Raw genomic sequence first — 6,423 nt, 5'->3', positions numbered from 1 at the left:
CTCCCCTCTTTGTCAAGCTCTTTTTTCAAATCTTTTTCAGATCTTTTCGAGCCCGCATCCCAGGTCCCATGCTATTCTATTAGCCTTGCTATCTTACCACACCGGCTCAGCTTTGTCAAGAGGTTTCTTTCAAGTTCCTTCCGTCCCTCGTCCGCGACCTCCTGCCGCACGCCACCGCCGTGTCAGACAGCTTTGTTAGATTACCACGCCGCTATTTGTTTGTCAAGCGGTTTTTTGCCTTTTTTCTCCCTTTTTGTAAAATACCGGCGAAACGCTCATGGCCCGGTATGACCTCTGTGCAGTTCTCACAATGCCGGCCCTTTCGAGGCCAAAGTGCAGGCCGGCCCTCCGCGGGAAGCCGGCCTGCGATCGATCGTACCTATTCCAAGGGCCCCGACACCACCACCAGGAAGGGACCCTCCTCCGCCTCCGGGAACTCCTCTTGGCGGCCCAGCGCCTCCAGCAGCGCCCGATACTCTTCCCTGCTCAGTTCATAGTGCCATTCCACTGCGTTCTCCCATACTACATTAGATCCGTCCAGCAGCCCTCCGGCCTCTCCCGCGGTCAGATACAGGGCCGCTCCCCGATCGTCCGCCGTGCCGTCCACGATTCTCGGGGCCGCCGCCGGGACATCGGCCGGCGGTACGTCATCGGATCCCGGCGGGGCCTCCGCTTCCTCGGGCCCTCCGGTATCCGCGCTGTCCCCGCCTGTCGTTACCGTCCGGACCTTCTGCGGTCCCTCTGCCGGGTCTGCTCCTCCCTCCGCTCCGGCGGTCTCCGGCACCGCCGCCGGAGCCGCCGCCATCTGAGGGGCGATCCCGCCCTCACCGGCGCTCCCATCCGCTCCGGCCGCATCCAGTGCGCACTCGGCCGGTGCCGCCGCGCCGGAGGCCGTCATCGCCTCGCCGTCGTCTCCTCCCGGACCGCCGGGCCCCGTCCGCACGAGGATGACCAGCGCGCAGCACGCCGCCAGCGCGCCGAGCGTCCCCGCCCAGCGCCGGAGGGACCGCTGCCGCAGCTCCGCGCTCTTCCGCTCCGCCTCGTGCTCCCGCCGGATGCGCTCCATCACGCCCGCGGCGAACCCCTCCGGCACGGCCGTATCCTCCACATCCGGGAACCCGGCCCGGATGGCCAGCGCGTCGTCCACATATGCCTGACAGCCGGGGCAGACCGCCAGGTGCGCCTGCACCTGCTCCATCTCCCCAGGCGGCAGCTCGCCGTCCACGAACAGGTCCAGCAGGGCCGCGTATCGCTCACAGTATCTCATGGACGGCCCTCCTTTCCTGTCCCTTTAGACGGAGGCGGGGGCGAAAAGTTCCCGCTCTCCAGCAAAAAAGCCCTCAGCCGTTTCCGCCCCCGGCTGATCCGGGACTTCACCGTCCCCACGTCCAGCCCCAGCGCCCCGGCGATCTCGTCATACCGCAGCTGCTGGATCTCCCGCAGCACCAGTACGGCCCGGTACTCCGGCGGCAGGGCCCGGAGCCCCGCCTCGATCTGTTCCCCCAGCTCCCGGCGCTCCGCCTCCTCCTGGGGGGACGGGATCCGCGCCGGGATATCCAGGCCGGTCTCCCCGTCGTCCAGGGAGACCGCCGCCTGATGCCGTCCCTCCCGCCGCAGCAGGTCTACGCAGGCGTTCGAAGCCAGCCGGTAGATCCAGGTGGAGAAGCTGCTCTCCCCCCGGAAGTCCTTCAGGCCCCGCCAAGCGGCGAAGAACGCCTCCTGCGCGGCCTCGGCGGCGTCCTCGCTGTTCCGGCACATCCGCTGGGTCAAGGCCAGCACGCGTTTTTCATAGAGTCGCACCAGCTCTTCGAAGGCCGCTTGGTCCCCCTCCCGGGCGGCGTCGATCCATCTCCGTTCCCGCGCGTCGGTCATGGCCCCTCCTCTCTCCGCCGCTCATCCCGGAGGTCCCGCTTGATGCCCCGGGTCACCCGGTACACATCTTCTAACGTGTCCATCCGGACGATCTGCTCCTTATAATAATTGGCGTGAGGCACGCCCTTGAGGTACCAGCAGTAATGCCGCCGGGCCTCCAGGACTGCCGCCCGCTCGCCCTTGTGCTCCGCCGCCAGCTCGAACTGCCGCACGGCCAGGTCGCAGCGCTCCGCCAGGGGCGGCCGGGGCGGGATCGGCCTCCCCTCCAGCGCCGCCTCCGCCCGCCGGAAGATCCAAGGATCCCCAAAGCAGCCCCGGCCGATCATGGCCATGTCCGCCCCGGTGTGCCGCAGGATACGCACGGCGTCCTCCGGCTCCCAGATGTCGCCGTTGGCGAGGACGGGGATGGAAACGGCCTCCTTCACGGCCCGGATGCAGTTCCAGTCCGCCTGCCCGCCATAGACCTGGGCCCGGGTCCGGCCATGGACCGCCACGGCGGAGGCCCCGGCCTGCTCCAGGACCTGAGCGAACTCCACGCAGTTGCAGCTCCCCATGTCCCAGCCCCGGCGGAACTTGGCGGTGACGGGGACCCCGGCCGCCCTCACCACGGCCTCCATGATGCGGCCCGCCTTGTCGGGGTCCTTCATCAGGGCGGCGCCGTCGCCGTTGTTGACGATCTTGCCCATGGGACAGCCCATGTTGATGTCCAGGATGTCCGCCCCGGTGTGCTCGACGGCGATCTGGGCGGCCTCGGCCATGCAGACGGGGTCGCTGCCGAAGATCTGCACGGCGGCGGGGTGCTCCCCCGGGAACTGGCGCAGGAGGCCGAAGGTCTTCTTGTCCTTGTAGCAAAGGGCCTTGGAGGAGATCAGCTCCGTACAGGTGTAGCCCGCGCCCAGCTCGGCGCAGAGCTGGCGGAAGGCGGCGTCGGTGACCCCGGCCATGGGGGCCAGGGCCAGCTTCGAATCGATCGTGACGTTCCCAATGTTCATAGGGAGGGCTCCTCTCTCCCGAAGGGGGATCCTTTCATGGAGTATCATCATAACACGATCTCGCAAGAAAGTCTACGTCCTTCTCCCGCCAAGAGGGATCTCCCGGGCCGGCCTCCTCCCCCTCCGCCCGGCGGGAGGAGCTGCTGCAAGAAAAGGAGCCCGCCGTCCGGCGGGCCCGGAGCGCCGAAAAAAGCAGAGGCTCCTTCGACCGGAAGGAGGAACGTTGCGAGAGGGACCCAGGAGGGGTCCCTCTCGTCTTCGACAAATCAGGGATCCCCCTGCTCTCCTCCCTTGCCGGCAGTCCGCAGGGAAGCGTCCCTCGCGAACCGGAACAGCGTGTCGTTCATCACCTGTTCCGCTGTCCGCTCGGACTTCTCGCCGACCTTCCTGTAGAAGTCATAGAGGAAATCCTCCATCTTGAACGTCACCTTTTTCACGGCCCCATCCGTCCTTTCTTTATCCATAATAGATAGATTATACTACTTGTCACATCGTAAATCAAATGTATTTAGTAGTAACACTCTCTTTTTGTCACATGCTACTATAAATGGAAAGGGAGCGTGTGCAAAATGGAAGAATACCGTGAGCAATACCGGATGCTTGGGTTGCGGATCGCCTTCTACCGCAAGAAAGCCGGGTTGACTCAAGAACAGTTTTCCAGTCTGGTCGGCTGCAGCATCGGGTTCCTCAGCCGCATCGAGGCCAACAACGGCAAAAAAGTCGCCGGCATCTCTCTCCCCATGCTCTTCCGCATGGCGAACCTCCTGAACGTATCCGTCTGTGACTTCTTCGAAGACCGTATCTAAAGGATACGCGCCCCGCCGCCGGTCCCCGGCGGCTTTTTTCTATGCCGTGGCCATCCCCTTCCTTCCCCTTTTTTCGTTACCATTTTGTAACTTTTCCACGTCCGCCGCAGAATATTTTCCAGTCAGCTCTTGTCTAAACCGATCTAAAACAGGGAAAATAATTCCTATAAATTCAAAAATTATTGACAATAGCGTATGATATGTTGTATATTAGTTGCATCTTCTCTTTGGTAACAAAGGTTACAGACCGCCTTCCCAGGAAGGCGGCCGCGCAATACTCCCCCCAGCGGGGACCGGCAAGGCGTCCCGCCGCCCCCGAGCGGAGCGGCCCAGGGCGGGAGCCCGCGCCTCTGCCGTGGAACGACCTTATAGGAGGCTGCGATCATGAACTCTGAACAACGACCACATTTGCTGCGCACCCTGTTCCGCCGCGGCAGCATGCTGCTTTTCTGCCTGCTCGTCGCTGCGGTCACCGGCCTCTCCGCCACCGGATGGGCCGACTCCCTGTACCTCACCGCCGGCTCGAAGACCGGCGAGGCGGCCATCCTCCTCGGCCAGGCCCGGGAGGCCCCCCGGGACCTCTCCTCCCAGATGCTCTACCTCTCCAACGGCGGCCGGGGCTACGACCTCATCCTGCGGGAGGGCGCCGCCGTCACCATCCGCCACGGGGACACGGACCTGACGGTCCGCTCCCGCAAGGAGAGCATCTCCTCCCTCCTCTCCCGGCTGCACATCGATCCCGGCCCCCGGGAGACGATCGGCGTGGAGCTCACCGATGCCGGCGCGGAGCTGGACATCTCCTCCGAGCTCACCTATCACGAATATGTGACCGAGGAGGCCCCCGCCGTCACCCGGCGCATCGCCGACCCCGGGATGCCGGAGGGCGAGGAGACGGTGGTCCAGGCGGGCGCGGACGGCGTGCGCTCCTCCGTCTACGAGGCCGTCTGGTCCAACGGCGCCCGGCTCTCCCGCCGGTTCGTGGAGGAGCTGTCCAACACCGCCGTGGACGAGATCGTGCGCTACGGCACCGCCAAGCCCGCTCCCGACCCTGAGCCCGCGGAGGCGGCCCCCGCCTTGACGGAAGGCGGGACCGGAGGCGGCATCGCCGGCGTCCGTGAAGACGCCGGAGGCGGCGGCACCCTGACCCTGGGAGACGGCACCGTCCTGCGCTACTCCAGCGTCCGCTCCATGACCGCCACCGCCTACACCACCGGATACGACGGCGTGGGCACCGTCACCGCCAGCGGCACCGCCGTCCATGTGGGCACCGTGGCCGTGGACAAGAGCGTCATCCCCCTGGGCACCCGGATGTATATCGTTGCCGGCGGCATCGTCTACGGCCTGGCCGTGGCGGAGGACACCGGCGTCAAGGGCAGCACGATCGACCTCTACTACGACTCTTACGACGAGTGCATCCAGTTCGGCCGGCGGAGCTGCACGGTCTATCTATTGGAATGACGGGACGACCGTCCATGAGGCCCCCGGCGAAACGCCGGGGGCCTCAGCGCGTCGAAAGGCAAACCGGTGACGGACCATCCCCGCCGGGGAGGAGCGTTACGGGAGGGGCCCCTCCCGCCGGGGAGGGGGCTCCTGAAAATATATCATAACTCGACGATCCGAGGGGGCTGGGAACTGTTCATTTTGTCAATTGCGGTCTGCTCCGGAAACCGATACAATAGGTATGACCTATCCCGCCGAGGCGGGAGGGCCCCTTCCCCGGGATCCCATCACGAGCGAGGTGTTCGGAATGAACAGTCACATGTCCCATACCAAGGCCATCCGCGCCCAGCTGCTGGCTTCCATGCGCACCGGCGAATACGCCCGCTGCGAGCGTCTCCCCCGGGAGAGCGTCCTCTGCGTCAAGCTGGGCATCAGCCGCACCCAGCTGCGGGACATCCTGGCCTCCCTGGAGCGGGAGGGCTTCATCACCCGCCGCCACGGTGTGGGCACCATCATCAACCGCCACGTGCTGGACGTCCAGACCCGGATGGACATCGAGGTGGAGTTCCTGGACATGATCCGGCAGAACGGCCACGTCCCGGCGGTGGCCTCCATCCGCACCGCCGAGGGACCGGCGGACGAGAAGACCGCCGCCCAGCTCCGGATCCCTGTGGGGACGCCCGTGCTCCGGGTCTCCCGCCTCTGCACCGCCGACGGACGGCCCGCCATCTACTGCGAGGACGTCCTCGAGAAGGCCCTGGTCCGGGGGGATTACACCGAGGAGGACCTGAAGCTCCCCATCTTCCACTTCCTGCAGGAGATCTGCGGCGTATACCCCTATCTGGACCTGACGGACCTGCGGGCCGTCCCGGCGGACGAAGCGCTGGCGGGGCTGCTCCAGGTGCCTTTGGGCGCGCCTTTGCTGTACATGGAAGAGGTGGACTACGACATCGACGGCAAGCCGGTGTTCTGTTCCGCCGAGTATTTCGCCGACGGCATGTTCCGCCATACGGTCATGCGGAAAAAGCTGTGACCGGTACACGCCTTGTTTTGAAAGGAGACACGCTATGAAGAAAGTCGCCGTGCTCATGGGCTCCGACTCCGACTGGCCCACCGTCCGGGCCGCCTGCGCCCAGCTGGACGCCTTCGGCATCCCCTACGAGGCCCATATCATGAGCGCCCACCGCAGCCCCGCCCAGGTGGCGGACTTCGCCTCCCACGCCCGGAAGAACGGGTTCGGCGTCATCATCTGCGCCGCCGGCATGGCCGCCCACCTGGCGGGGGCCGTCGCCGCCAACACCACCCTGCCCGTC

At 65.7% G+C, this 6,423-nt stretch carries 8 protein-coding genes; 4 read left to right on the top strand and 4 right to left on the bottom strand.

The window, feature by feature from the left end:
• Positions 1-379: 379 nt before the first annotated feature.
• From QZ332_RS12755 to QZ332_RS12740, 4 genes are all read right to left on the bottom strand, one after another.
• Positions 380-1,267, bottom strand: coding sequence for an anti-sigma factor (locus QZ332_RS12755; RefSeq protein WP_295766103.1), 888 nt, complete (start codon positions 1,265-1,267; stop codon positions 380-382).
• Positions 1,264-1,872 carry an RNA polymerase sigma factor gene (locus QZ332_RS12750; RefSeq protein ID WP_295766101.1) on the bottom strand — a complete coding sequence of 203 codons (609 nt, stop codon included), beginning with the start codon at positions 1,870-1,872 and terminating at the stop codon, positions 1,264-1,266. The genes QZ332_RS12755 and QZ332_RS12750 overlap by 4 nt, the downstream gene beginning before the upstream one ends.
• On the bottom strand, positions 1,869-2,864 hold the full coding sequence (gene dusB, locus QZ332_RS12745) for a tRNA dihydrouridine synthase DusB (protein ID WP_295766099.1): 996 nt from the start codon (positions 2,862-2,864) through the stop codon (positions 1,869-1,871). Before dusB ends, QZ332_RS12750 begins: the two co-directional genes overlap by 4 nt.
• Before the next feature lie 266 nt (positions 2,865-3,130).
• The gene (locus QZ332_RS12740; RefSeq protein WP_295766097.1) at positions 3,131-3,301 is read right to left on the bottom strand and encodes a hypothetical protein; all 171 of its coding nucleotides are present in this window, start codon (positions 3,299-3,301) and stop codon (positions 3,131-3,133) included.
• Positions 3,302-3,433: 132 nt separating this feature from the next.
• Here QZ332_RS12740 and QZ332_RS12735 point away from each other — a divergent pair, with 132 nt between their 5' ends.
• The 4 genes from QZ332_RS12735 to QZ332_RS12720 all read left to right on the top strand — a co-directional run.
• Positions 3,434-3,670 carry a helix-turn-helix domain-containing protein gene (locus tag QZ332_RS12735; protein WP_295766095.1) on the top strand — a complete coding sequence of 79 codons (237 nt, stop codon included), beginning with the start codon at positions 3,434-3,436 and terminating at the stop codon, positions 3,668-3,670.
• 384 nt (positions 3,671-4,054) lie between these two features.
• Complete coding sequence (locus QZ332_RS12730) at positions 4,055-5,128, top strand: G5 and 3D domain-containing protein (RefSeq protein WP_295766093.1); 1,074 nt, start codon at positions 4,055-4,057, stop codon at positions 5,126-5,128.
• A 289-nt stretch (positions 5,129-5,417) separates the two neighbouring features.
• Complete coding sequence (locus tag QZ332_RS12725) at positions 5,418-6,143, top strand: GntR family transcriptional regulator (RefSeq protein WP_295766091.1); 726 nt, start codon at positions 5,418-5,420, stop codon at positions 6,141-6,143.
• A gap of 34 nt (positions 6,144-6,177) precedes the next feature.
• Positions 6,178-6,423, top strand: a 246-nt coding sequence (locus QZ332_RS12720) for an AIR carboxylase family protein (protein ID WP_295766089.1), incomplete at its 3' end; no start/stop codon positions are given.

This window comes from uncultured Oscillibacter sp., from assembly GCF_910584465.1.
GTDB lineage: Bacteria > Bacillota > Clostridia > Oscillospirales > Oscillospiraceae > Oscillibacter.
The sequence above is the reverse complement of the archived record's forward strand: the minus strand, read 5'-3'. Positions and strand labels throughout refer to the sequence as shown.